The 23,196-nt window shown below is 68.7% G+C and carries 23 protein-coding genes and 2 pseudogenes; 16 read left to right on the top strand and 9 right to left on the bottom strand.

Features of this window, described 5'->3' with window-relative positions; genetic code table 11:
* The first annotated feature begins 93 nt into the window (after window positions 1-93).
* The 5 genes from JWS14_RS01345 (at window position 94) to JWS14_RS01325 (ending at window position 5,568) form a co-directional block, all read left to right on the top strand.
* Entirely contained in the window at window positions 94-1,314 is a 1,221-nt protein-coding gene (locus JWS14_RS01345) for a lipase family protein (RefSeq protein WP_095864151.1), read from the top strand.
* A 119-nt stretch (window positions 1,315-1,433) separates the two neighbouring features.
* Window positions 1,434-2,120 carry an SDR family NAD(P)-dependent oxidoreductase gene (locus JWS14_RS01340; protein ID WP_206012307.1) on the top strand — a complete coding sequence of 229 codons (687 nt, stop codon included), beginning with the start codon at window positions 1,434-1,436 and terminating at the stop codon, window positions 2,118-2,120.
* A 97-nt stretch (window positions 2,121-2,217) separates the two neighbouring features.
* Entirely contained in the window at window positions 2,218-4,575 is a 2,358-nt protein-coding gene (locus JWS14_RS01335) for an ATP-binding protein (RefSeq protein ID WP_072946214.1), read from the top strand.
* 277 nt (window positions 4,576-4,852) lie between these two features.
* Entirely contained in the window at window positions 4,853-5,242 is a 390-nt protein-coding gene (locus JWS14_RS01330) for a Zn-ribbon domain-containing OB-fold protein (RefSeq protein WP_072946215.1), read from the top strand.
* A complete protein-coding gene (locus tag JWS14_RS01325; protein ID WP_072946216.1) occupies window positions 5,239-5,568 on the top strand; it encodes a hypothetical protein in 330 nt (109 codons plus the stop codon). The genes JWS14_RS01330 and JWS14_RS01325 overlap by 4 nt, the downstream gene beginning before the upstream one ends.
* 10 nt (window positions 5,569-5,578) lie before the next feature.
* Here the strand turns inward: JWS14_RS01325 and JWS14_RS01320 are convergent, their stop codons facing one another.
* From JWS14_RS01320 to JWS14_RS01310, 3 genes are read right to left on the bottom strand one after another with little or no spacing between them, the layout of a single operon-like run.
* Window positions 5,579-7,675: a xanthine dehydrogenase family protein molybdopterin-binding subunit gene (locus JWS14_RS01320; protein ID WP_206012306.1), complete on the bottom strand. Its 2,097-nt coding sequence runs from the start codon at window positions 7,673-7,675 to the stop codon at window positions 5,579-5,581.
* Window positions 7,672-8,664, bottom strand: coding sequence for an FAD binding domain-containing protein (locus JWS14_RS01315; protein ID WP_206012305.1), 993 nt, complete (start codon window positions 8,662-8,664; stop codon window positions 7,672-7,674). Before JWS14_RS01315 ends, JWS14_RS01320 begins: the two co-directional genes overlap by 4 nt.
* Window positions 8,661-9,188 carry a 2Fe-2S iron-sulfur cluster-binding protein gene (locus JWS14_RS01310; RefSeq protein WP_072946218.1) on the bottom strand — a complete coding sequence of 176 codons (528 nt, stop codon included), beginning with the start codon at window positions 9,186-9,188 and terminating at the stop codon, window positions 8,661-8,663. The genes JWS14_RS01315 and JWS14_RS01310 overlap by 4 nt, the downstream gene beginning before the upstream one ends.
* A gap of 114 nt (window positions 9,189-9,302) precedes the next feature.
* Here JWS14_RS01310 and JWS14_RS01305 point away from each other — a divergent pair, with 114 nt between their 5' ends.
* The 4 genes from JWS14_RS01305 to JWS14_RS01290 are packed head-to-tail and all read left to right on the top strand — an operon-like array spanning window position 9,303 to window position 12,317.
* Window positions 9,303-9,968, top strand: a complete 666-nt coding sequence (locus JWS14_RS01305) for a glycosyltransferase family 2 protein (RefSeq protein ID WP_072946219.1) — start codon at window positions 9,303-9,305, stop codon at window positions 9,966-9,968.
* Window positions 9,965-10,930: an acyl-CoA dehydrogenase family protein gene (locus JWS14_RS01300; protein ID WP_206012304.1), complete on the top strand. Its 966-nt coding sequence runs from the start codon at window positions 9,965-9,967 to the stop codon at window positions 10,928-10,930. Before JWS14_RS01305 ends, JWS14_RS01300 begins: the two co-directional genes overlap by 4 nt.
* Before the next feature lie 2 nt (window positions 10,931-10,932).
* Window positions 10,933-11,706, top strand: a complete 774-nt coding sequence (locus tag JWS14_RS01295; RefSeq protein WP_072946221.1) for a PIG-L deacetylase family protein — start codon at window positions 10,933-10,935, stop codon at window positions 11,704-11,706.
* Window positions 11,700-12,317, top strand: coding sequence for a class I SAM-dependent DNA methyltransferase (locus tag JWS14_RS01290; protein WP_206012303.1), 618 nt, complete (start codon window positions 11,700-11,702; stop codon window positions 12,315-12,317). The genes JWS14_RS01295 and JWS14_RS01290 overlap by 7 nt, the downstream gene beginning before the upstream one ends.
* Before the next feature lie 13 nt (window positions 12,318-12,330).
* On the opposite strand, the gene phoU is transcribed toward JWS14_RS01290, so the two are convergent.
* Window positions 12,331-12,978 carry a phosphate signaling complex protein PhoU gene (gene phoU / locus JWS14_RS01285; RefSeq protein WP_072946223.1) on the bottom strand — a complete coding sequence of 216 codons (648 nt, stop codon included), beginning with the start codon at window positions 12,976-12,978 and terminating at the stop codon, window positions 12,331-12,333.
* Between the two features lie 39 nt (window positions 12,979-13,017).
* Window positions 13,018-13,287, bottom strand: coding sequence for a DUF4235 domain-containing protein (locus JWS14_RS01280; protein WP_072946224.1), 270 nt, complete (start codon window positions 13,285-13,287; stop codon window positions 13,018-13,020).
* Window positions 13,288-13,420: 133 nt separating this feature from the next.
* Between JWS14_RS01280 and JWS14_RS01275 the strand changes: the two genes are divergently transcribed.
* The 3 genes and pseudogenes from JWS14_RS01275 to JWS14_RS49845 form a co-directional block, all read left to right on the top strand.
* The gene (locus tag JWS14_RS01275) at window positions 13,421-14,743 is read left to right on the top strand and encodes an NAD(P)/FAD-dependent oxidoreductase (RefSeq protein WP_206012302.1); all 1,323 of its coding nucleotides are present in this window, start codon (window positions 13,421-13,423) and stop codon (window positions 14,741-14,743) included.
* A gap of 90 nt (window positions 14,744-14,833) precedes the next feature.
* Entirely contained in the window at window positions 14,834-15,277 is a 444-nt protein-coding gene (locus JWS14_RS01270; protein WP_072946225.1) for an SRPBCC family protein, read from the top strand.
* 6 nt (window positions 15,278-15,283) lie between these two features.
* Window positions 15,284-15,943, top strand: a pseudogene (locus JWS14_RS49845) (phytoene desaturase family protein); the annotation flags it as partial.
* Here the strand turns inward: JWS14_RS49845 and JWS14_RS01265 are convergent.
* Window positions 15,940-16,353: an NYN domain-containing protein gene (locus JWS14_RS01265; RefSeq protein WP_206012301.1), complete on the bottom strand. Its 414-nt coding sequence runs from the start codon at window positions 16,351-16,353 to the stop codon at window positions 15,940-15,942. The pseudogene JWS14_RS49845 and the gene JWS14_RS01265 overlap by 4 nt on opposite strands.
* 106 nt (window positions 16,354-16,459) lie before the next feature.
* Between JWS14_RS01265 and JWS14_RS01260 the strand changes: the two genes are divergently transcribed.
* On the top strand, window positions 16,460-17,443 hold the full coding sequence (locus JWS14_RS01260) for a magnesium transporter CorA family protein (protein WP_095864344.1): 984 nt from the start codon (window positions 16,460-16,462) through the stop codon (window positions 17,441-17,443).
* Window positions 17,444-17,807: 364 nt separating this feature from the next.
* Here JWS14_RS01260 and JWS14_RS01255 read toward each other — a convergent pair whose 3' ends face one another.
* The gene (locus JWS14_RS01255) at window positions 17,808-18,074 is read right to left on the bottom strand and encodes a hypothetical protein (protein ID WP_206012300.1); all 267 of its coding nucleotides are present in this window, start codon (window positions 18,072-18,074) and stop codon (window positions 17,808-17,810) included.
* A 5-nt stretch (window positions 18,075-18,079) separates the two neighbouring features.
* Between JWS14_RS01255 and JWS14_RS01250 the strand changes: the two genes are divergently transcribed.
* Window positions 18,080-18,226: a hypothetical protein gene (locus tag JWS14_RS01250; RefSeq protein WP_179377706.1), complete on the top strand. Its 147-nt coding sequence runs from the start codon at window positions 18,080-18,082 to the stop codon at window positions 18,224-18,226.
* Window positions 18,227-18,438: 212 nt separating this feature from the next.
* Here JWS14_RS01250 and JWS14_RS01245 read toward each other — a convergent pair whose 3' ends face one another.
* Both JWS14_RS01245 and JWS14_RS01240 read right to left on the bottom strand, forming a co-directional pair.
* On the bottom strand, window positions 18,439-18,816 hold the full coding sequence (locus JWS14_RS01245; RefSeq protein WP_241031212.1) for an STAS domain-containing protein: 378 nt from the start codon (window positions 18,814-18,816) through the stop codon (window positions 18,439-18,441).
* A gap of 289 nt (window positions 18,817-19,105) precedes the next feature.
* A complete protein-coding gene (locus tag JWS14_RS01240; protein ID WP_206012299.1) occupies window positions 19,106-19,831 on the bottom strand; it encodes a GAF and ANTAR domain-containing protein in 726 nt (241 codons plus the stop codon).
* A gap of 209 nt (window positions 19,832-20,040) precedes the next feature.
* Here JWS14_RS01240 and JWS14_RS01235 point away from each other — a divergent pair.
* Window positions 20,041-21,361 (top strand): annotated as a pseudogene (locus tag JWS14_RS01235) (HNH endonuclease).
* A 114-nt stretch (window positions 21,362-21,475) separates the two neighbouring features.
* On the top strand, window positions 21,476-23,194 hold the full coding sequence (locus JWS14_RS01230) for a cutinase family protein (RefSeq protein ID WP_206012298.1): 1,719 nt from the start codon (window positions 21,476-21,478) through the stop codon (window positions 23,192-23,194).
* Window positions 23,195-23,196 lie beyond the last annotated feature (2 nt).

Raw genomic sequence — 23,196 nt, 5'->3', positions numbered from 1 at the left:
CCGTCGATTGCAGTGCAGTAACGGGCGGGCCCGAATCGCGATATCTCCTGCGAACTCGGTAACAATCGATCTCTACCCACACCAGGAGGCGACATGAAGCGCTCACGTATCACGAGCCTCACCGCGAGCGCTCTGTGTGCCGCATTCGTCGCCTGCACCGCGGTCGCGAACGCCGGAGTTGCCGCCGCCCTGCCGATCTATCCCGCCTCCGACCCCGATCCCTTCTACGGGCAGCCGCAGGGTCTGGCGGAGGCCGCGGTCGGTGAGCCGCTCGCGGTCCGTCCGATGCCGCCGCTGCTGGCCTTCCCCGACACCGACGTCTGGCAGGTGAAGTACCGCACCACCAACTCGGAGGACCATCCGATCTCGTCGGTCTCCACCGTGCTGGTACCCCGCAACCGGCCGGTGAACGGGCCGTTGCTGTCGTATCAGCACATCATCAACGCGCTCGGGCCGCGGTGCGCGCCGTCGCGGACGCTGTACTCGAACGATCCCGACCTCCAGATCAAGGAGGCACCGGCACTGAACCTCGCGTTGCAGCGCGGCTGGACCGTCGCGCTGCCCGACCACCTCGGCCCGAACAGTGCCTACGGCGCCGCCCGGCTCGGCGGAACCATCACGCTCGACGGCATCCGCGCGGTGCAGCGGGTACCGGAACTGGCGGTGGCGGAGAGCCCGGTCGCGCTGGCCGGGTACTCCGGCGGCGGCATGGCCTCGGCGTGGGCCGCGGCACTCGCACCGACCTACGCCCCGGAACTGAACATCGTCGGCGTCGCCGAGGGCGGTGTGCCCATGAACATCGGCAAGATGGCCAACGGTCTCGGCATGCAACCGCATCCGGCGTTCGGTCTCGCGATGGCGGCGGCGCTCGGACTCGAGCGGGAGTACCCGGACAAGCTTCCGATCAGCGAGCAGCTCAACGACCGCGGACTGGCGATGCGCGACGAAATGGTCAACGCCTGCACCAACGGCATTCTCGCGGCAGGCGCCGGCCGCAGCGCCACCGAGGTCGCCAAGACCACGGACCTGATGAGCAGTCCGCAGGCCTGGGAGGTGCTGAACGAGAACAGCGTCGAGTTGTACCCGGGCGTTCCGACTGCACCGATCTTCGAATGGCACAGCCCGACCGATGTGCTCATCCCGGTCGATTCGATCGAGGCGACCATCGCCCGGTACTGCGCCGCGGGCGCCAAGGTGCAGTCGGACCTGTTCCCGAGTCCCGATCACCTGACCACGGCCGTTCTGGGTCTGCCGACCGCCCTGGATTACCTGGACGCTCGCTTCCGCGGCGACCCGGCGCCGTCCAACTGCTGACCCGGTAGGTGCCGATCGGCGGCGGGCCACCCAGGCTCGTCGCCGGATTGTGTTCTGCCCGTGCGCAGTCCGAAAATGTTGAGCGTTTGAGCAGATCTACCAGGGGGTATTCCGAACCCATGCACCCCAGCACACGCACCGCAGTCGTGACGGGATCTGATTCGCCGATGGGCCGCGCCGTCGCCCTGGCACTCGCGGGAGACGGTTTCGACGTGGGCCTCGCCTATGCCTCGGACCGGGAAAGCGCCGAAGCCACGGCCGCCGACGTCGAATCCAGATCGGTGCGCGCGGCCGTGCAGCGCATGGACCTGGCCGACCTGCCCGGCTCCGCTGCCGCCGTCGACGAGTTCGCCCGGGACCTGGGCGGAATCGGCGTCCTCGTCAGCTGCCCCGGCAGCACCGCGGTCGAGTGCATCCAGCGCGCCGTGCGGTACATGATCGCCGGTGGCGGGGGCGGACGGATCGTCAACGTCACCACCTCCGCGTCCGGTCTCGGCGGGCTGACGGGTCTGCTCGCCGCCGAACTGGCGCGGTACTCGATCACCGTCAATTCGGTGGTGGTGCCCGCGGTCGAACCGGACTTCGCGGCGCCCGGCCCCGACGATCGGGAAGTCGCCGACGTGGCGTCGTATCTGTGTGCGCCGGCCGGAATGTTCGTGACCGGTGCCGCGTACGTCGTCGACGGCACGAGGATCGCGATGATCCCGCACAGCCTGACCGAGGCCGGTGCGTTGCGTCCGCCCCGCCGGGCCGGCCGCATCCGGTCCTACACCGGCCGCTGGGCGCCCACCCGCTGGACGCGGTGATCCCGTCCGCGGGTCCATTCGAAACCCGCGGACGCGCAGCCGAAAACGCGGACGCGGAGCCGAAAGCGTCGTTGCCCCCGCACACCGGGAGTACCGTGTGCGCAGGGGGCTGCGAGTCGAGAGTGACGGTGTGATGCCGGCGGCAGTGAAGGGCACAGTGGGAAACCTGCCCCACGAACTGACGAGTTTCGTCGGCCGTCGCCGTGAGGTGACCGAGGCGCGACGCCTGCTGTCCGTGTCCCGTCTGGTGACTCTCGCCGGTATCGGGGGTGTGGGGAAGACCCGGCTCGCGTTGCGGGTGGCCGCCGACGCGAGCCGCGCGTTCGAGGACGGTGTGTGGCTGGTCGAGTTGGGAGAACTCGACGACGACACCACGCTCGTCGACGCCGTGTCGTCGGCGCTGCGACTGCGGGAGCAGCGCACCGGGAACCCGGAAGTACTGCTGACCGAGTACCTCGCCGACCGGCAACTGCTGCTGGTGCTCGACAACTGCGAGCACGTGGTCGCCGCGGCCGCGGCGCTGTCGGAGACGTTGCTACGGAGCTGTCCGGAACTGCGGATCCTCGCGACGACCCGCGAACCCCTGGCGATCGGCGGGGAGGCGGTGCTCCGGGTGCCGCCGCTGACGGTGCCCGAACCCGAACGCACCTCCCTGCAGGGCCTGCCGCAATACGAGGCGGTGACGTTGTTCGTCGAACGGGCGGCCACCGCGGTGCCGGAGTTCGAACTCACCGAGGAGAACCATGTGGCGGTGGCCCGGATCTGCCGCCAGCTGGACGGGTTGCCGTTGGCGATCGAGCTGGCGGCGGTGCGGCTGCGGGTGATGTCGGCGGAGCAGATCCTGCAGCGCCTGACGGACCGCTACCGGTTGCTGACGGTGGGGTCGCGGGGCGCGCCGAGCCGCCAGCAGACCCTGCGCTTGTGCGTCGACTGGAGTCACGAACTGTGCACCGACGAGGAACGCGAACTGTGGGCGCGACTGTCGGTGTTCGCGGGCGGCTTCGAACTGGACGCGGTGGAGGGAATCTGCGCCGGCGACCTGCCCGTCGAGAACGTCCTCGACGTGGTGGCGTCGTTGATCGACAAGTCGATCCTGATCCGGGAAGAGGTCGGGCCTTCGGTGCGGTATCACCTGCTCGAGACGGTGCGCGACTACGGCCGGGAGAAACTGCAGGAGACCGGCGAGCTCGTGTCGCTGCGGAGGCGGCACCGTGACTGGTACGAACAGTTGGTGGTGCGGTGCGAGGCCGAGTGGATCGGACCCCGGCAGGTGATGTGGATCGGCCGGCTCGACGCGGAGAAGCTGAACGTACGGGCCGCCCTGCATTTCTGCCTGACCGAGCCGGGGGAGGCCGAACCGGGACTGCGGATCGCCGCCGCACTGTACCCGTACTGGCGTGCCCGGGGACTGCTCCGCGAGGGGCGCCGCTGGCTCGGGCAGCTGCTGGGGCGGCACCCGGGAGGAGGGAGCCGGGAACGGATCGAGGCGCTGTACGTCGACAGTGTGCTCGCGGGCATGCACGGCGACCGGGAGGCCGCGAAGGCGCTGGTCGACGAGGGGGCCGTTCTCGCCGAGCGGAACGGTGACACACTGCTCGGCGCCCTGGTGGTCCACGCCGCCGGGTGCTGCGCCATGTTCGCCGGCGACCTGCCGCGTGCGCGGGCGTGCTTCGAGGAGGCCCTGCCCGTGTTCCGCGACCGGGGCAGCCTGCTCCAACTGACGTGGGGACTGCTCGGGGTGGCACTGGTCAGCGGCATGCAGGGTGACGGGGCGGTGGCGAAGATGTGCGGATCCGAGATCTTCGCGCTCACCGAGGCCCACGGCGAATCCGTGTATCGCGGCTGGTCGCTGTGGGCTGCGGGAATGGCGGCGTGGCAGCGCGGGCACCTCGCCCTCGCCGACGACTACGTCAAGCAGGGACTGCGGCTGTCGCACCTGGTGGACGACCGGATCAGCGCGTGCGGGGCGCTCGAGGTGCTCGCGTGGGTGGCCGTCGGCTCCGGCCGGGCCCGGAACGCCGCCGAACTGATGGGTGCCGCGGAGGCCGTCGCACAGGCCGTCGGCAACCCGAGCACCGTCTACCCCAACCTGCTCGTCCATCATGCGGAATGTGAACAGCAGGCACGCGCCGTGATCGGGGACCGCGCGTTCGATGCGGCGTTCGACCACGGCATGCACACGTCCTTCGACGACGCGGTCGCACTTGCACTGGACGAGAGGCGACCCGACGCGACGGCGTCGTCGAACGGGACGACGCACCTGACCCGACGCGAATCGCAGGTGGCCGAACTGGTCGCCGACGGGCTGACCAACAAGGCGATCGCGGCGCGGCTGGTGATCTCCCAGCGCACGGCGCAGGGGCACGTCGAGCACATTCTCGCGAAACTGGGTTTCACCTCACGCACCCAGATCGCGGCGTGGATCGTCGAACACGCACAGGACCCGCACCCCTGACCGGGCACCCGCACGGGGCGAAATAGGTATGTCCCCGGGTCGTTCAGCCGCTGTACTTCCGCGCTGCGGACGGGATGCTCATACACGTCCCCCACTCCGGCTCCAGACCGAGGCCCCCGATGTCCACTGATCCCCGAATGCACCGAAAGCCCGACCCCCAACTTCCACTGCCCCCGCCTCTCCGTCGGGTGCACACCGTCGACCGGTGTCTTGTGTGGACCGGGGGAAAGCTAGTGGCACACGACGCGGTGGGGCAGGAACTCGCGGGGGTGGCGGCGTGACCACGGACGGTATGACCCGCTGGCAGGGAATCGCCCAGAAGTGCGAACTGATGATCCAGCGGTGCCTCAACTGCACGACCCTGCTCGCGCCGTTGATGGCCACGTGCTCCGCCTGTCAGGGTTCGAACCTCGAGCGGGTCCCGTCGTGCGGTGTCGGCTCGATCGTGTCCTCGAAGGTGGTCGACCGAGGGCACAGCGGCGGCGACCGTGGCCGCGCCCCCTGCACGATCGCGATCGTCGAACTCGACGAAGGTCCGTGGGTGTACACCTGGATCGACGGCGACGTCCCTGCACCGTCCGACTGCCCGGTCCGGGTCGAGTTCCGTCCCGCGTCGACGGCCGAACAGCTGCCGGTGTTCGCCGTCCGCTCCGGTGATCCGCGATGACCGCCGTGGCGACCGAGACCGACGGCGAACCGAAAGAAGCGTTCGGCACCGAATGGCTGCGCCTGGCGCTGCGCCGGTGCGAGTTGCTCGCACAGATGCACTCGGTGAGCTCCGATGCGCGCTGGATGATCAGTTTCGCGATCCAGTGGGCGCCGTTCGGCGGTGCGAGCGCGGCCGAACTGCTGGAAACATTCGGCGTCAACCGCCGCCGTTTCATGGAACTCGTGCTCGACGGACTCGCGCCGAAGGCCACCGACATCCAGAAGATCCGAGCGATGAAAGGTCAGCTGCGGACCTCCCTCGCGCAGGCGTGGGGCGTGCAGTAGGCCCGGCCGGTCACCCCGGCAGCAGATCGTCCAGGTGGATCGGCACCTTCCGCACCCGGACCCCGGTGGCGTGATGCACCGCGTTCGCCACCGCGGCCGCGGCCCCGACGATGCCGATCTCACCTGCCCCCTTCGACCCCATCGGGCCGGCGTGCGCGTCGACGTCGTCGAGGCACACCGCGTCCAGATACCTGATGTCGGCGTGAGTGCTGACGTGATAGGAGGCCAGGTCCTGCGTCACGACGTGGCCGAACCGGGGGTCGTTCACGCTGCTCTCGTGCAACGCCATCGACACCCCCATCGTCATGCCGCCGATGAGCTGCGACCGCACGGTCCGGGCGTTCACGACCCGGCCGATCGCGAACACGCCGAGCATGCGTTCGACGCGGATCTCGCAGGAGTCACGGCGGACGTGCGCCTCCGCGAAATGGGCGCCGAACGAATGGAGCGCGAACTTCTCGGCGTCCGGATTGTCGAGGGTCCCCGCGCTGGCCTCCGCCCCCGGAACCGGGCTGCTGCCGTGCTCGTCCCGGAACGCGCGGGCCGCCGCGACGATCGCGCTGCCCCAGGACGTGGTTCCCGTGGAACCCCCGGCGACGGTCGCCGGCGGAAGGTTCGTGTCACCGATCTGCAGGACGACCGAGTCCAGGGGGCACCCCAGCGCGTCGGCGGCGATCTGGGTGAGCGCCGTCCACGCGCCGGTGCCGATGTCGACCGAGCCGATCTGCACGGTGTAGGTGCCGTCGGACTGGTACACGATCCGGGCCACCGATCCCGGCATGGTGTTCGCGGGGTACGTCGCGGAGGCGACGCCCAATCCCACCTGCCACTCCGAGTCCGACCGCGCCCGCGCCGTCGCGTCACGGTCCGCCCACCCGAACCGTCGGGCGCCCTCCCGCAGGCAGTCGGTGAGGCGCCGCCCCGACCACGGGTGGCCCGTACTCGGGTCGGCATCGGGCTCGTTGCGGATCCGCAGTTCGATCGGGTCGAGTCCGCAGGCCGCGGCCAGTTCGTCCATCGCCACCTCGGCCGCGAACATCCCCGGCGTCTCGCCGGGCGCACGCATCCAGGAGGGGGCAGGCACGTCGAGGGCCGCGAGACGGTGGGTGGTGTGCCGGTTCGGTGTGGAATACATCATCCGCGACGGGACCGCCGACTGTTCGGCGAACTCCTTGATCTTCGCGGACTGTTCGATCGCCTCGTGGGAGAGCGCGGTCAGGCGTCCGTCGGCGTCCGCGCCGAGCCGGATGCGCTGCACCGTCGCGGTGCGGTACGCGGAGAGGGCGAACATCTGCTGCCGGGTCAGCGCGAACTTCACCGGCCTGCCCGCCGCCCGCTGGGCCGCCAGCACCGCCAGCACGTTGTGCGCGTGCGGCAGTCCCTTGGACCCGAACCCGCCGCCGACGTACGGGGCGATCACCCGCACCTGCTCGACTTCGAGTCCGAACAGCGGTGCCAGGGTCTGCCTCACGGAATGGACGCCCTGCGTCGAATCGTGCAGCGTCAGAACCGGTCCGCTGCCACCAGGGGTCCACCGGGCGATGGTGGCGTGCGGTTCCATCGGATTGTTGTGTTCCATCGCGGTCGAGTACACCTGATCGACCGTGACCGCCGAGGCGGCGAGCGCCGCCTCCACGTCGCCGTCGTCGGTGTCGGTCGGGAACCCGGCGTTGACGTCGTCGGGCGCGTACAGATCGTCCCGGCCGGAACGGAAGTCGGTGTCGTGGGATGCCTCGTCGTAGTCGACGCGGACGAGGCCCGCGCCGTGCCGGGCGACTTCCGGTGATTCCGCGACCACCGCGCCCACGAACTGGCCGCGGTAGTGAACCTCGGGGTCCTGCAGGATCGTGAGTTCCCCGTCCGAGGTGTCCGCGAGACGGGGCGCGTCGAACACCGTCAGGACCGCGAGCACCCCGTCCAGGGCTTCCGCGTCCGCCGTGTGCATCGCGGTGACCCGGCCGCGGCCGATCGTCGACAGGATCGGGTACAGGTACGCCGGATCGTCCACCGCGTGCTCGAACGCGTACGGCGCCGTCCCGGTCACCTTGTCGTGGGCGTCGAGGCGCTCGGCGGGGGTTCCGATCACCTTCGGCTCGACGAGCGTCATGGGCGCGCCTCCTCGGCGAGTGACCGGAGTACCGACACGAGGACCCGGCGGGTCAGCACGACCTTGAACTCGTTGCCCGGAAGCGGCTGTGCGGCGGCGAGTTCCGACTCGGCCGCCGCCGTGAACGTGTCCCCCGTGGGCGGCGACCCGAGCAGGACCTCCTCGGCGCGTGTGGCACGCCACGGCCGGTGCGCGACACCACCGAGCGCGACTCGCGCCGACGTGATCGACGCGTCGTCGATGGTCAGCTCGGCGGCCACCGACACCACCGCGAACGCGAAGGACGCCCGGTCCCGCACCTTCCGGTACGCGGACCGGTTCCCGGCGGGCGGCTCGGGCAACTCCACGGCGGTCACGAGGTCGCCGTGCCGCAGGACGGTGTCGCGGTCGGGCCGGTCTCCGGGAAGCCGGTAGAAATCACGCACCGGAATCCGCCGTTCCCCGCCGGTATCGCGCACCACCACGACCGCGTCGAGGGCCGTCATCGCGACGGCCATGTCGGACGGATGCACGGCGACGCAGTGCTCCGAGGCACCGAGAATGGCGTGGTAGCGGGCGTAACCACCGAGCGCGGAACACCCGGTGCTTGGCTCGCGTTTGTTGCACGGCGTCGTGACGTCCTGGAAGTACACGCAGCGGGTCCGCTGAAGCAGGTTTCCCGCGGTCGTCGCGAGGTTGCGCAGCTGTCCCGACGCACCGGACAGGAGCGCGCGCGACAGCATCGGGTACCGGGCCCGCACCACGTCGTGCGCGGCGAGGTCGCTGTTGCGGACGGCCGCCCCGATCCGGAGTCCGCCGTCGGGAAGTGCCTCGACGGCGTCGAGGGGGAGACGGCTCACATCGACGAGGAGATGCGGCGCCGCCACCCCGAGTTTCATGTGGTCGACGAGGTTGGTGCCACCGGCGAGGAACGCCGCCCGCGGATCGGCCGTGACGGTGGCGACGGCGCTGTCGACGTCGGTGGCCCGCTCGTAGTCGAAGGGAATCATGCTTCCGCCGCCTGCCGGATCGCCGCGAGGATGTTCGGGTAGGCGCCGCACCGGCAGAGGTTCCCGCTCATCCGTTCCCGGATCTCGTCGTCGGTGAGTTCGGGAGGAGCGGTCAGGCTCTCGGTGACGGCACTCGGCTGCAGGGCGAGAAACTCGTCGAACATCCCGATCGCCGAACAGATCTGACCGGGCGTGCAGTAGCCGCACTGCAGTCCGTCCTGCTCGACGAACGCCTGCTGAACGGAATGAAGCACGTCGCCGTCGGCCAGTCCGTGCGCGGTGACGACGCGTGCACCGTCGTGGGCGACGGCGAACGTCAGGCAGGACGTGGCGCGCCTGCCGTCGAGGAGGACGGTGCACGAACCGCACTGGCCGTGGTCGCAGCCCTTCTTCGGCGCGGTGACCCCGAGGTGGTCGCGGAGCGCGTCGAGCAGGGTGGTGCGGGTGTCCACGTCGAGGGTGCGTTCCTCGCCGTCGACGGTGAGCACGATCTTCCGGTAGCGGGGGCTGTCCGCGGCATTCATGGCGGGAGGTTACCCGCGGTGAGCGATCCCGAATCGGTGTCCGCGGTGGTTCCGCCGGCGAAGGACTGGGTACTTGCTGAACCCGGACACAGTGGATGATCGGGAAGGGACGTCATGCGCGTCGAACACATCACGGTGGTCGTGCCCGCTCACGACGAGGAGGCACTGCTGCCGCGATGCCTCGACGGGGTGCAGACCGCCGCGCGGGAAGTGTCGGTGCCGGTGACGATCGTCGTGGTGCTCGACGGATGCACCGACCGCAGCGAGGCCGTCGCCCGCGCAGCGGACGTCGACGTCGTGGTGCTGGGTGCGCGGAACGTCGGCGCCGCCCGGCGTGCGGGCTTCGACTCGGTCGCCCTGCGCCCGCACGAGTGGTTCGCCACCACGGACGCGGACTCGCTCGTCCCCGCGCACTGGCTGTCCTCCCACCTGCAGCACGCGAGCCGCGGCGCGCAGTTGGTGGCGGGGACGGTGACGGTCACCGACTGGTCGGGGTGGCCCGACCACGTGCGGTCGCTGTACGGCAGCGCCTACCGCTCCGGCACCGCCCACGGGCACGTGCACGGCGCGTCCCTCGGATTCTCGGCGGACCTGTACCGGGCGGTGGACGGGTTCGCCGCCCTGCCCGCGCACGAGGACGTGGACCTGGTGCAGCGGATGGTCGAACGCGGAGCGCACGTGGTGTGGAGCATCGACGCGCCGGTGGAGACGTCCGCACGGGCCGACGCCCGCGCGCCGCAGGGCTTCGCCACCCACCTGGAGGGACTGCAGGACCGATGATCACCGACGTCACCCACGACAGCAGTCCCACCCATGCCGCCGTGCGGGCGATCATCCGTTCGGGCGATGCGGAACTGCCGCTGCCCGGCCACGGGTCCACCGCCGCCCGGTGGGCGCAACTCACGGAATGGTGCCGCCGCGACCTCTCGGTCGGCCGGCTGCTCGAGGCACACGCCGACGCGGACGCGATCCTCGCCGAGATCGACGGCACCCGCGCCGGCCGGAACGAGTGGTGGGGAGTCTGGGCCAGCGAACCACCACGCCCGGTCCTGGACGCCGCCCACGATGCGAGCGGATGGCGACTGCGGGGAGCGAAGGCGTGGTGCTCCGGGGCGTCGATGTGCACGCACGCGCTGGTCACGGCACGTGTCGACGGGCAACCCCGGCTGTTCGCCGTCGATCTGCGGGAACCCGGGGTCACGCCGGGACGCGGGGGCTGGCGCAATCCGGGGATGGCGGCGACGGACACCGAAGCAGTGACGTTCGACGGCGTTCCCGTGCGAGCTGTCGGCGCCGCGGACCGGTACCTCGACCGGGCTGGGTTCTGGCACGGCGGCATCGGGGTGGCGGCGTGCTGGTTCGGTGGCACGCTCGCTGTGGCGGAATCGCTGCGGGCTCGCGCACGAGATGGCCGGGCGGACAGTCACCAGCTCGCGCACCTCGGCGCGATCGACGTCGCCGTCAGCGCGACTCGATGGGCACTCGCGTCCGCGGCCGCGGAGGTGGACTCGGATCCCGTCGATCGGACGTCCGCGCAGGTGCGCGCGTTCCGGGTGCGGGGCCTCGTCGAGCGCACCGCGAGCGAGGTGATCGACCGCGTCGGCCGCGCGCTGGGCGCCGCGCCGCTCGCGGGCGACGCGGACCACGCCCGCAACGTCGCGGATTTGCTCGTCTACATCCGGCAATCCCACGCCGAGCGGGATCTCGCGACACTCGGCGAACTCGTCGCGGGGGAGGACTGACCGTGGACAACGCCACCAGATTCAGGGAGACACCCGTGGCCGGCCGGGGCACCCCGGAGGACGTGTGGCAGCGGTGGCTGGCCTCCGTCCGGTGTCCGCCGATACCGCTCACGGAATGCGACCGCATGGTCGTCGTCGCCCCGCATCCCGACGACGAGGTGCTCGGCGTGGGCGCGCTGATGGCCACCGCGGCCACCGCCGGTGTTTCCGTCCAGGTCGTCGCGGTCACCGACGGCGCGGCGTCGCATCCGCAGTCGCCGACCCTGTCACCCGCCGCGCTGGCGGCCGCGCGGATCGCCGAATCGAACCGGGCGACAGCGCTGTTGGGCGTCGGCGAACCACTCCGTCTCGGATTGCCGGACGGCGGTGTGTGCGCGTACGAACGCGAACTCACCACCCGCCTCGTCGACGTGCTCACCGCGACGTCCCGGGCCGGGGAGAGGGTGTGGGTGCTCGCGACCTGGCGAGGCGACGGTCACCCCGACCACGACGCCACCGGACGGGCCGCCGCGGAGGCGTGTTCGGTCACCGGCCACCGATTGGTGGAGTATCCGGTCTGGATGTGGCACTGGGCGCGACCCGCCGACCCGTCGGTGCCGTGGAACCGGATGCGAGTACTCGCACCCACCGTCGACGTCCTGGCGCGCAAACGCCGGGCCGTCGACGAATTCCGTACCCAGATCCGCCCGTTGTCCGAGGACCCCCGGGACGCCACGATCCTCCCGCCGTGGGTGCTGGCGCGACTGATGCGGACGACGGAACGGGTGCTGTGGTGAGCGCGATGGATCCCGGCTACTTCGAGTCGATGTATGCGGAATCGGCGGACCCGTGGGGATTCGACGAACGGTGGTACGAACACCGCAAGTACGCGCTCACGCTCGCCGCCCTGCCCCGTCCGCACTATCGGCGGGCGTTCGAACCGGGATGCTCGATCGGGGTACTGACGGCGCAGTTGGCGAGACGCTGCGACCGGGTCGTCGCAACGGACGTGGTGCCTCGTGCCCTGTCGAGCGCACGGGACCGCATACGCCGCGAGGGACTGGCCGACCGCGTGGAGCTGGGCCGGGCATCGCTCCTCGATCCGTGGCCGGCAGGCACCCTCGACCTCGTGGTGCTCAGCGAGGTGCTGTACTACCTGACGCCCGCAGACCTGGACACCGTGCTCGGGCGGGCCGTCGACGCCCTGGAGGAGGGCGGCACCCTCGTGGCCGTGCACTGGCAGCATCCGGTGCCCGAATACCCGCAGACCGGCCGCGCGGTGCACGATGCGGTCGCGGCGTTCGAGGGCCTCCACCGCGTCGGGTCGTACCGCGACACGGACTTCCACCTGGACGTCTACACCCGCGGTGCGACGCGCTCGGTCGCCGCGGCGGAAGGGCTGAGCTGACCGGTCGGCTCTCTCACTGTTCGGGCAGGCTGCCGGTCTCCAAGAAGATGACGCGCCTGCCGATTTCCACGGTGTGGTCGCAGAACCGCTCGTAGAAGCGGCCGAGCAGGGTGATGTCGACGGCCGATTGGACACCGTGCGGCCAGTCCTCGTTCTGGGTGATCGTGAACAGGCTGCGGTGGAGGTCGTCCATCGCCTCGTCCGCCGTCAGCAATCCGCGGGCGCGCTCGGGGTCGCGGTGCTGCAGCACCTGCTCGGTCTCCCTCGCCTGCGCGACGGCGACGGTGCCCATCTCCGTGAACACGTCCCGCACCTCGTCGGGGACCACGTGGTCGGGATGCCGCCGGCGGGCGATCTTCGCGATGTGCACCGCGAGACCGCCCATCCTGTGCAGATCCGCGGAGATGTGGAGACCGCCGACCATGAATCGGAGATCGTGGGCCACCGGAGCCTGTAGCGCGAGGAGCGCGAACGCACGCTTCTCCCAGTGCGCCGCGGCATCGTCGAGCTCGCCGCTCACGTCGATGACGTGTTCGGCGAGCTCGAGGTCTGCCTGCAGCAGTGCGTCGCTCGCCTCCGACATCGCGGTGACGGACAGCCGGCACATGGCGGCGAGATCGCCGGACAGGCTGTCGAGATTTTCCGCGAAACGAGTACGCATCGGCTCAGCCTAGGGGGGTTCTGGGACAAGTGCCTCGCTCTATCGGGGGTCGGCGTGGGCCAGCTTCCGGTACCCCTGGGCACCCGCCCGATCGACCGCCGCCTTGACCAGGCCGAAGACGGTGCCCTGCACGGCGGCCGCGATCAGTACTTCGCGGGTGCTGCGGGACAGATCCTTGGGGTCGGGAGCCTCGGATTCGCCTGCGACACGCTTCCACACCTGACCGAACACGGCACTCGCCGCTATTCCACCGGCGACACTCGCAGCGAGCGCCAACGGTTTGTACATCGCCTTCGATGCGGCGCTCATGTTCCCGCCCTTCGCATTCGATCCCGTCGATCGATCTCCGCTGGTCGAGTACCCGGATTCGACGCCCTCACACCGCCGCGGTCGTGACCGGGGGATTGTTTCGTTCGGCGCGTGGTTGGGGAATGCGTTCCGTATGACCTACGAATCAGCCGGAGAGCCGACGCGCATCGTCGTCGTGGGCAGCGGCTTCGCCGGATTCGAATGCGCACGCTCTCTGACGCGGCGCCTCCGGGGAACCGACGCCCGCGTCATCATGATCTCGCCCCGCGACTACATGCTCTACACACCGCTCCTGCCCGAGGTGGCGGGCGGAATCCTGGACGCGCGGTTCGTCACCATTCCACTGTCCGAGGCGCTATCGGACGTCGAGCTCGTGACGGGCAGAGTCGACGCCGTCGACTTCGACGCCCGCACCGTGCACGTCACCGACTGCGAGCAGGGTGTCGAGGAGGTGGCGTGGGACCGGGTGGTGCTCACCCCGGGATCGGTGACCCGGCTGTTCGACATTCCCGGACTCGCCGAGCACGCCAGGGGACTGAAGACGCCGGCCGAGGCACTGTACTTCCGCGACCAGCTGCTCACCCAGATCGAACTCGCCGAGCGGGACACCGACCCCCGGGTCGCCGACGCCCGACGGACGGTCGTCGTGGTCGGTGCGTCCTACGCGGGCACCGAACTCACGGCCCAACTCCGCGCCCTGGCCGACGAAGCAGCGTCCCGTCGCAACCTCGACCCCGCGAAGATCCGGTTCCTGCTGCTCGACGCCGCCGACAAGGTGATGCCCGAAGTGGGGGAGAAGCTGGGTGACAAGGTGCTGGAGGTGCTGCGCTCCCGCGGCATCGAGGTGCGACTCGGCACCACCCTGACGGAACTCGGATCCGAACACGTCACTCTCGACGACGGAACCGTCGTTCCCACCCGCACGGTCGCCTGGGTGACGGGTGTCACCGCCGGCCCCCTCGTCGACACGCTCGGATTGCCCACCGAGAAGGGCAGATTGACGGTGCGCCCCGACCTCTCGGTCGACGGGCACCCCGACGTCTTCGCGGGCGGCGACGCCGCGGCCGTTCCCGATCCGAAGAACAGCGGATCGATCACCCCGCCCACCGCGCAGCACGCCGTCCGGCAGGGGCGGGCCCTCGCCCGCAACGTGGCGGCGAGCCTGGGCGTCGGCGATGCGAAGCCGTACACCCACCGCGACATGGGTCTGGTCGTGGATCTCGGCCCGGGGTTCGCCGTCGCCAACCCCCTCGGCATCCGGCTGTCGGGGTTCCTCGCGAAGGTGGTCACCCGGGCATATCACCTCTACGCCATGCCGAACGCCGCCAATCGCTGGGCGGTCGCGCTCGCCTACCTCACCGATCTGATCTTCCCGCGTCCACTCGTGTCGATCGGGCTGGTCACCGATTCGGAATCACGGTTCGCGGCCGGTGAGGAAATCGGAGCGCAGACCTGAACTGTCGGGAGGCGAGCGCGACGCGGCTCACGTTTTCGATGCGGTCGGGGAGGGTAAGCGCGGAGAGTCGTCAGGTACCGATTCGAGGGAGTGGTCGTCATCGAGGCACATCGCGACACGTCGGCGTCGGCTTCGGATGTGTGGTCCGTCCTCGCCAACGGGTGGCTGTACCCGTCGTGGGTGGTCGGCGCGTCCCGGATGCGTGCCGTCTCCGCGGACTGGCCCGCGGTGGGAAGCCGCCTGCACCATTCCGTCGGTGCCTGGCCCGCACTGATCGACGACTCCACCGAGGTGCTCCTCGCCGAAGAGAACCGTGAACTCCGACTGCTGGCGCAGGTGACCCCCACGAAAGCGATCGTGCGGCTGCGGCTGGAGCCGCGTGGATCCGGTTGCCACCTCCAGATGTCGGAGGTGGCGGCCTCCGTCCCGTTGTCCTGGGTTCCGCGGATGGCGCAGGACCTGGCGGTGCTCCCACGCAATCTCGAGTGCCTGCGCCGACTTTCGTTCCTCGCCGAGCGAAATACGAACCCCTGACGTCATGTCGGTGGTGCCGGCGCACTCTCCGCCGCGATGACGGAGCGGGCGAGACGAGACGGCGCTCGAGTCTGCTGCGGCGAAGAAATGACCTCGAGAAGTTCGAATGGGACACCCCCGTCGTAAAGGTCAACTACGCACTCGACCGCAAGATTCCGTGGCCGTCCCAAAACCTCGAATCCGCCGGAACGGTGCATCTGGGCGCCGGCGACGACGGGGGTCGTCCCGGAACGCCCGTTCCTGCTGTTCGGTCAGATGACGACGTCGGACCCCAGCCGTTTCCCGGAAGGAATCGAAAGTGCCTGGGCCTATACGCATCTGCCGCGGGGGATTGCCGACGACGAATCGGCGGAGCTGCCGGCGCACCGAGCGGACGCGATGCTCGAATCGCACGCGCCGGGATTCGCGGAGCGCGTGGTCGGGCGCAACGTGCAGCGTCCCCGCGACCTCGAGGCGAGCAGCGCGAACCTGCACGGTGGGGCCGTCAACGGCGGCACCGCTCAGTTGTATCAGCAGCTCGTCTTCCGTCCGACCCCTGGTTCGTCCGGGCCCTACACGTCGATCGACCGGCTGTACCTGGCCAGTTCCACCGCCCACCCGGGCGGCGGTGTCCACGGGATGTGTGGACACAACGCAGCCAACGCCGCCCTGGCCGACGACGGTCAGGAACTCTCTCCGTCGATGCGGGCAAGGAGCCACCGCGGGCCGACCGTGACGGCCCCGAGTGCCTCGACTCGGGCCCGGAGCCCACGGTCGGCGGTAACGACGGTGATCGGCCGGTCGCCGTCTTTCTCGGCGGCCACCACGTCGACGATCGCGTCATCGCCCGAACCGTCCGCAGACACCACCCGCAGACCGTCGAATTCCCGATCCTGCTCCCCGGCAACCGCGGCCTTCGCCGCACCCTCGATCACGACCACCACCTCGGCCGGTGAGTCCAGACGCTGGTCCAGGGCGCCCAGTTGGACGAGCAATCGCCGGGCCGCACCGGCACGATCACGCCACCAGCCGTCGGGCCGCGAGCCGACGACGTTCGCCGCATCCACCACGATCAGTGCAGTCCTGTCGTCAGTCATTTCCACAGTTTCCCCTCTCCGGAGACCGGATTCACCGGGTCTCCCGAACCGGGCAGCTGTGGGTGCTAAGACAGGGGTGACGGTGCGTCAGGGCGAGGAGGCCGAAATGGACGTCCGCTTCATCTCCGACGACGGTGTGCGTTCGTGTGCGGCGACCGAGTTGAAACAGTTGCTCGACCGGCCCGACGGATTGGTCTGGGTGGACATCCCGACCTGGGACGAACAGGCACACGACGCGTTGACCACAGTTTTCGGTTTTCATCCTCTCGCGGTGCGTGATTCGGAGCACCGCAATCAGGTTCCGAAGGTGCACAGGTATGTGGACCACTTCTTCGTGGTTCTGCACGCGCCGCAGTCGGGCGCACACGGGCACGTGCACTACGTCGAACTGGACCAGTTCATCGGTACCCGCTACCTGGTGACAGTGCACGGCCCCGTGAATCCGGCGATCGATCCCTCGACGGCGATGGTCGAGGTGAAGGTGGTGCTGGGCCGACTGGAGTCGGGCAAGTTGCGGCCCGGCACGGCATTCGAGTTGTCGTTCGCCCTCCTCGCCGCATTGACGGCACGGATGCGGGCTTACACCGCCGAACTGACCAAGGACGTGTGGAAGCTCGAGCAGCAGGTCACCGGCGGGCACCTCGGTGATCCGGAGACGTTTCTCGACGAGATGTTCCGGGTCCGGCACGGCCTGCTGACGGTCGGCACCATGGCCGCGTTGAGCGGGGAGGTGTACGGCAGGATGGTCACCATCGAGGCGTTCGGCGCCGGCAAGGGGCAGGACCTCCTGCTCGATGCGGTCGATCAGTTCCAGCACCTGACCGTGATGGCCAGGGGACAGAAGGATTACCTCCAGGGCACGATCGAGTTCTACCAGGCCCGCACCAACACCAAGATGACCGTCGCCGCGGAACGCCTCGCCGTCATCGCGGCTGTCACGCTGCCAATTACCGCCCTGTCCTCGATCATCGGCATGAACGTGATCGTGAACGAACGGACGCAATGGCCCTCCGTCGCCGTGATCGTGCTCGTCATGCTCGCCATGTCCGGGGCACTGCTCGTCTGGGCGAAGCGCAAAGGCTGGTTCTGACGCGAACGTGTGACCGCCTTTCTGCGAGGTAGTGGCATTTCGGGGCGTCACCACAAACCCCAACTTCCGGATCCGATCAACCACGTTCACATCCAGCAACGACATACGGGGCGGGGGCGCACAGCTCGGGTGGCCGTCCGTCGATACCACTCCCGAGTCCACAGCGCGTCACGTGGATCGCTTGTGTGACTGGAGGGACGCCGGCGGCGACGGGGGACCGCAATCGAGGCGATTGGGATGGCAGCCACTGGCGCGAGAGGCCGGTTGTGATGTACAACGTACTCGTAAGTTTGTGACTCAGGTCACTCGGTCGCTATTACGGGGTACGCCAGCACATGACCCGCATCACGGTGCAACAGCACGATCAGCACACGATATCGTCGCCCTCCGCCGAGGAGCCGTCGACCCGGCACACACTGCGCCCGACCGTGTACATCGCTTCCGTCTCGGCCGCGACAGCGACCGCGCCCGCCATCGTCGTGACGGGCTCCGTTCTCGTCGCGGTGGCCACTTCCCTGTCAGTGCTCGCTGCCGTAGCACTCGCCGCGCTCTTGATCTGACCGTCGTCCGCATCGCGGACGCACCCTTCGACCACCCCGCGGCTCTCGCCGACGCGGAAGACAGAAAGCACTGGCAATGAACACCTTCACGCCCACCTCGGCTCGCAATCGTGGCTTCGCCCCTTCTCGAGGCTCGATGAGCACTGCGGAGATCAAGAACCGCATCGAAGCGATGTTCCGCGAGGACGACGAACGCGAGTCGATTGCAGTTCGGGCGGAGTAGGGCCGACGCCGGTTCTCACGAACTTTCGCCACGCACTTCGTCGCGAAGTTGCGAGTCGAGGGGGACCCGCACGAGGGCGGCTGCCAGTTCCGCGACCCGGCCCCCGCGGGGCGAGGTCGGACAGTGCGTCGGAATCGTCCGGTAGAGCCTCAGATCGCTTGGAAAAGGAGTGTCGTTTCAGGGTGATGTGCGACGGTATCGCCCGGCTCCGATCACCTGTGCGCGGCCTTCTCCACCCTGTCGAACGCGTCGTGAACCGTGCTGCACGTGGGAATGGTCGCGCTCAGCCCGATGGCCTCGATGGGGCGCAAGACCGCCCGATTACCCGCTAGCGCCCACGTAATATGCTGCCGCCGAGCAGATTCTGCGAACTCGGACAGAATTGACAGTCCCGACGTCCCGACGAAGTCGACCGCGGTCATGTCGACGACGACCCGTGAGAATGAGCCTCCGTCGGTCAGATGTGCGAGAGCAAGCGCGAAGGACGGTGCGGCGAGCACATCGATGTCGCCCGAGATTCGTCCCACGGTGGCGTCTGCGTACGGTGCGAATTCGACGGTCATGCGCAGCCCGCGTTCGTGGGTGGGCATATCCAGTGAGCAATGGATGGGCGGAGACGCAGACGGGGGAGTGGCGTGGAATGACGTGCGTGATGTCTTCATGACCCTCCGATCGCGTGCACCCTGTCGGTCCCAGTGCGCTATCGGCGGAAGGAGCGCACTGGCAGGAGGATCACAGCGGCTTGATAGTGCGCGCAAATCCGTCTACCGCGCACTGCTGCGGCCTCCAAACAATCTGCGGCTGTGTTCTCAACCACGCGCGATCAACACTACGGCTCTGCCCAGGTCGGCATCAACCGATTGTCGACACATTCCGACCTCAGTCGAACTTCGAATTGTGATGCGCGATGACTTCCCGCGCGACGCCGGTGAGCTTGATGTTCATGTCCTGCGACGTCTTGCGCAACAGATCGAAAGCCCGGTCCTGCGAAATGTCGTGGAAGGCCATCAACAGCCCGATGGCTTTCCCGATCTCGCGGTTGCTGGCAAGGCCGTCGCGAAGCGTCTGCGCTTCCTGGTGTTCATGGAGCGCTGTCAACGTCACCGCCGCGAAGGCCGTGATCAGAATCGCCTGGTCGATCGATTCGTCGGTGAGTTCTCCGGGGTTGTCCGCGAACAGGTTGAGTGCGCCGACCTTCCGTCCACGGATCATGAGCCGGAACCCTGCGGCGCCTCGGACGGGCGTCTCGGCAATAGTCCGCCGGGCGAGCCGCGGCCATTGCTTCGAACTCGCGAGTTCGGTTTCTACCTGCGGTGCGTCATTCTCGATCGCGTCGAGGCAGGGTCCTTCCTGCTCGGCTCGCTCGAGTGAGTCGACGTGCGCTGCGACCTCGTCGCTCGCCGCCACGGTGATATGACGATCATCCTGCTTCAGCATGAGGCTGGCATGCGCACACCCGGGGACCAGAGTCGCTGCGGCATCGCAGATGGCCCGGTAGACGTGATCGAAGTCGTCGCCGTTGTACACCATCTCTGCCAACTTCGCGAAGACGACGCTGGGACTGTCGCCTCCCATACGTGCCGTCCCCGAAGGATCATTCGGCATGACTCGCCTCCCGAGGTGCAACAACGCGGCGTGAACCGGGCGCCGCAGTTCGAGCGACGTCCGCACAATTCTGCCAGAACGGCGACACCCGCCGGTGGATCGAGCCGACGGTCGCCGACCTGGGACCGACCCGGTTCGACTATTGCCGGCGCTGCGGCCGATGGGTTACTATCGAACGTATATTCGAATAACCTCGGGGGAGGCTGGTCGTGGGGGATGTGGTGGCACCGGATCTGGAGGAGTTGCGGGCGTTCACGGCGCGGTTGCGGTGTGTCGGGCCGTGTGGTGAGGCGGGGTTGGGGATCGAGTGGCTCGATGCGGTGGAGTCGTTGAAGTCGGTGGGGTGTGCGGTGCAGGCGGTGGTCACCGACGATGTCGCCACCTGCGTGCGGGAGGACCGCAAGGTTCGGGGGTTGCCGCGGGCGGAGTGGGACCGCGGTATCGCGTCGCAGATTGCGTTGGCGCGCAGGGAGTCCCCGAACCGCGGTGGCCGGCATCTGGGGTTCGCTCGGGCGGTGGTGCACGAGATGCCGCATACGTTGGCGTTGTTGCGGTCCGGTCGGTTGAACGAGTGGCGCGACGTTGCTGGTGCGGGAGACAGCGTGTCTGTCGGCGGCGGATCGAGCGGTGGTGGATCGCCGGTTGTGTTCGGACCCGAACATTCTCGACGGGGTCGGGGACCGCGGCCTGGTCGCGAAGGCGAAGGCCCTGGCGGTGGAACTCGACGCCGCCGCGGTCGTGGCCCGGTACCGCAACGCGGTCTCGGAGCGGCGGGTCACGACGCGGCCGGCGCCGGATTCGATGGCGTATCTGAGTGTGCTGATGCCGATGGAACAGGCCGTCTGCCTACACGCCACATTGGGTCGCGACGCCGACAGCCTCATCGCGACCGGGGACAGCGGTGGCCGCACCCGGAATCAGGTGATGGCGGATCTGTTGTTCGACCGCGGCACCGGGGCATCGGTGGCATCGGGGGTGCCGGTGGCGGTGAACCTGGTGATATCCGACGAGGCCCTATTGGCGGGTGAGAGTGAGGCGGCGGATCTGGCGGGGTTCGGGCCGGTGCCGGCTGCAATCGCCCGGCAGCTGGTGGCGGACGCCCTTGATAGTGATACCGCGGTGACGTTACGAAACGTGTACTTGTGTCCGTTGTCGGGGTCGTTGACGGCGATGGAGTCGCAGTCGCGTTCGTTTCCGAAGGGTCTTGCGAAGTTGATCGATCTGCGGGACCGCACGTGCCGGACGCCGTGGTGTGATGCGCCGATCCGCCATCATGATCACATTCTCTCGCGCCGCAACAAGGGTGCCACGACGGCAGATAATGGGGCCGGTTTGTGTGCGGCGTGCAATTACGCGAAGGAGGGCGACGGCTGGACCGCGCGCCCCGTCGGGAGGCATGGCCGAACGCATCTCTTCGACCTCGGCACCCCGACGGGGCACCACTACCGGTCCGCGGCCCCACGCCTCCCGTCCGCGGCGCGACGGTCGGAGATCGAGGCGATCCTCATCGCGCATCTGCGAGCGTCATGAAGCGACTCTGCCGGCGCACCGTGTAACACCGCTGCGGCGTTGCGCGACTTGTCTGTTAACGCGTTGACACCTATTCGGGTGTTCGGCACGCGCCACGAACGGATGGGGTAGACCATGAAACGTCGCGTTTCAGCACGCAAGGTCGCGCATCGACGGAGGATCGCAGGCAGTCTGGTCGCCCCTGGTGCACTGGGACTGGCGGCACTGCTCGCGACACCATGGTCGAACCCAGGGTCACCCGCCACGACGGCGACAGCCTTGACCGCAGCGGCCTCGAATGCGTGCTACGACATGGTCAGCATCGCCGTGGCCGGCCGTGGCGACAGTCCGAGGCCGGGGACCCACCAGATGCTCGTGGCACCGGACGGCACTCCGCTTCCCGCGTCCTACTCCAGCAACTACACCAGTTCCTGGATCGATGAGGTGGTGAACGCGCCGCAGCAATCCGTCGGCGGAGGCTCGTACGCCGCGGTGTACATCGAGTACCCGGCGAACATGAACTCCTACGAGGACGCCGTAAACGCCGGCGTCGACAACACCGAAACCGTCATGCGTTCCATTCACGCGTCGTGCCCCGACACGAAGTTCTCGATCGTCGGCTACAGCGAAGGCGCCGACGTCGCGAGACGCGTTGCGATGGAAGTCGGGAACCAGGACGGCCAGGACGGCTCGTACGAAATTCTCGATCCCACTTCCGTTGTCGGCGTCGTCATCCTGGCGGATGCCGGCCGCAATCTCGGCGAAGGAGCATTTCCGGGCGCCGAGAACGAATTCCGTAATCCCGACGGCTTCGATCTCGCCTACCAGTCAGGTCAGACCGGCACACCCGGGCGAGGTGCTCTGCCCGGGACGTCCGGCAGTTTCGGGGCGTTGGACGGCAAGGTGGCATCGTTCTGCTCGGAAGGCGATCTGACCTGCTCCGCTCCCGAGAACATTGCGCTGCTGCAACTCGCGATCAACGTGGGACGCCAGTTGAATGTCGACGCGTTGCAGAAGGAGGGGCTGACCCCGGCGACGGGACAGGATCTCGCGGTGGTGATCGGGCAGATCGCTCTCGCCGCGTTCGCGGACATCCAGTCGCAGGACAATTGGATGCAGTCCGACGAGACGTTCCTCGACGTGTTGGTCAAGGTGTCGGATCCGGCCTACAAGCCCGCCGATCCCGTTGCGGCGCAGTCCGACACGCCGGCCGGTCCGATCTCGTCCAACCAGGCGGTCGACCTCGTCTACCTGCCCGCGAAGGTGCGGAACGAAATCATCGGGTTCATCGCGGACAACCAGAACACGATCCAGGTGGCGATGAGTGATCCGTACCAGCAGACGCTGGGGGAGGGGACCGGCCACCACTTCGACTACTGGCGTGACGCGAACGCCGGAAACGGGAAACCGCTGACGTCTGCCCAGTACGCAGCGGCCTGGCTGACGCACCTTGCGCAGGAAGCGGAGAAGGGCGAGGCGCGCACGGCTGCGCCGCAGCAGTCGACAGCGAAACTCGCGGCCGCCTCGACGAAGGACGCAGAAGCGGTGCAGGTCGCACCCACCACAACGTCCGCCGCGAAGAAGTCCGCGCCGGCCGGCAACACGGTGAGTGCAACCACGACGACCACCAGCTCACCGGCACCTACGACGGTCGCCTCCACGGCATCGCCGGAACCCACGACCGCCGTGGAGGTGGCCGCAGTAACCACGACGTCGCCGTCTGTGCCGCAGGCCGTCTCGGAATCGTCCGCAGTGGCGACCACGGCGGAACCCACGACGACCACCGCAGCGGAGTCGGTGACCACCACCACGCCGGTCGTCACCACGACGACTGCGCAACCGGCGGCGGGGTGAAA

It is taken from the genome of Rhodococcus koreensis, assembly GCF_017068375.1.
GTDB classification, from domain to species: Bacteria; Actinomycetota; Actinomycetes; order Mycobacteriales; family Mycobacteriaceae; genus Rhodococcus_F; species Rhodococcus_F koreensis.
Note: the sequence above shows the minus strand (reverse complement) of the source record. Positions and strands in the feature narration are given on the sequence as shown.

Excerpts from the sequence above, each read along its gene's own strand:
- JWS14_RS01315 (WP_206012305.1), bottom strand. The coding sequence starts at position 8,664 with ATGATTCCCTTCGACTACGAGCGGGCCACCGACGTCGACAGCGCCGTC.
- JWS14_RS01245 (WP_241031212.1), bottom strand. The coding sequence starts at position 18,816 with ATGCCCACCCACGAACGCGGGCTGCGCATGACCGTCGAATTCGCACCG.
- JWS14_RS01310 (WP_072946218.1), bottom strand. The coding sequence starts at position 9,188 with ATGAATGCCGCGGACAGCCCCCGCTACCGGAAGATCGTGCTCACCGTC.
- JWS14_RS01325 (WP_072946216.1), top strand. The coding sequence starts at position 5,239 with ATGACCGCCGTGGCGACCGAGACCGACGGCGAACCGAAAGAAGCGTTC.
- JWS14_RS01340 (WP_206012307.1), top strand. The coding sequence starts at position 1,434 with ATGCACCCCAGCACACGCACCGCAGTCGTGACGGGATCTGATTCGCCG.
- JWS14_RS01345 (WP_095864151.1), top strand. The coding sequence starts at position 94 with ATGAAGCGCTCACGTATCACGAGCCTCACCGCGAGCGCTCTGTGTGCC.
- JWS14_RS01305 (WP_072946219.1), top strand. The coding sequence starts at position 9,303 with ATGCGCGTCGAACACATCACGGTGGTCGTGCCCGCTCACGACGAGGAG.
- JWS14_RS01320 (WP_206012306.1), bottom strand. The coding sequence starts at position 7,675 with ATGACGCTCGTCGAGCCGAAGGTGATCGGAACCCCCGCCGAGCGCCTC.
- JWS14_RS01265 (WP_206012301.1), bottom strand. The coding sequence starts at position 16,353 with ATGACTGACGACAGGACTGCACTGATCGTGGTGGATGCGGCGAACGTC.
- phoU (WP_072946223.1), bottom strand. The coding sequence starts at position 12,978 with ATGCGTACTCGTTTCGCGGAAAATCTCGACAGCCTGTCCGGCGATCTC.
- JWS14_RS01230 (WP_206012298.1), top strand. The coding sequence starts at position 21,476 with ATGAAACGTCGCGTTTCAGCACGCAAGGTCGCGCATCGACGGAGGATC.
- JWS14_RS01260 (WP_095864344.1), top strand. The coding sequence starts at position 16,460 with ATGGACGTCCGCTTCATCTCCGACGACGGTGTGCGTTCGTGTGCGGCG.
- JWS14_RS01280 (WP_072946224.1), bottom strand. The coding sequence starts at position 13,287 with ATGAGCGCCGCATCGAAGGCGATGTACAAACCGTTGGCGCTCGCTGCG.
- JWS14_RS01240 (WP_206012299.1), bottom strand. The coding sequence starts at position 19,831 with ATGCCGAATGATCCTTCGGGGACGGCACGTATGGGAGGCGACAGTCCC.
- JWS14_RS01300 (WP_206012304.1), top strand. The coding sequence starts at position 9,965 with ATGATCACCGACGTCACCCACGACAGCAGTCCCACCCATGCCGCCGTG.
- JWS14_RS01250 (WP_179377706.1), top strand. The coding sequence starts at position 18,080 with ATGAACACCTTCACGCCCACCTCGGCTCGCAATCGTGGCTTCGCCCCT.
- JWS14_RS01275 (WP_206012302.1), top strand. The coding sequence starts at position 13,421 with ATGACCTACGAATCAGCCGGAGAGCCGACGCGCATCGTCGTCGTGGGC.